Origin of the sequence: Tritonibacter sp. SIMBA_163, assembly GCF_046535935.1 — a bacterium.
Lineage (GTDB): Bacteria > Pseudomonadota > Alphaproteobacteria > Rhodobacterales > Rhodobacteraceae > Epibacterium > Epibacterium scottomollicae.
On sequence record NZ_JAWJBP010001423.1, the window covers coordinates 1 to 233 of the forward strand.

The window sequence follows — 233 nt, forward strand, 5'->3', positions numbered from 1 at the left end:
GGGCGCTTTCTCGAACATCATCGCATCTATTATTTCTACGACGACGGCCGCGAGCAGGTGTATCTGTCGAATGCGGACTGGATGGATCGCAACTTCTTCCGCCGCGTCGAAGTCTCGTTCCCGGTTAATAACCGGCGGCTGAAGCGGCGCGTGATCGCCGAGGGGCTGTCGGCATTTCTCGGCGACAATCAGTCGGCGTGGCTCATGCAAAGCGACGGGCATTATCGTCGGCG

General features: G+C 59.2%; 1 pseudogene. It reads left to right on the plus strand.

The annotated features are described in order from the left end of the window. A pseudogene (locus tag R0J92_RS26990) lies at positions 1–233 on the plus strand (RNA degradosome polyphosphate kinase); the annotation flags it as partial.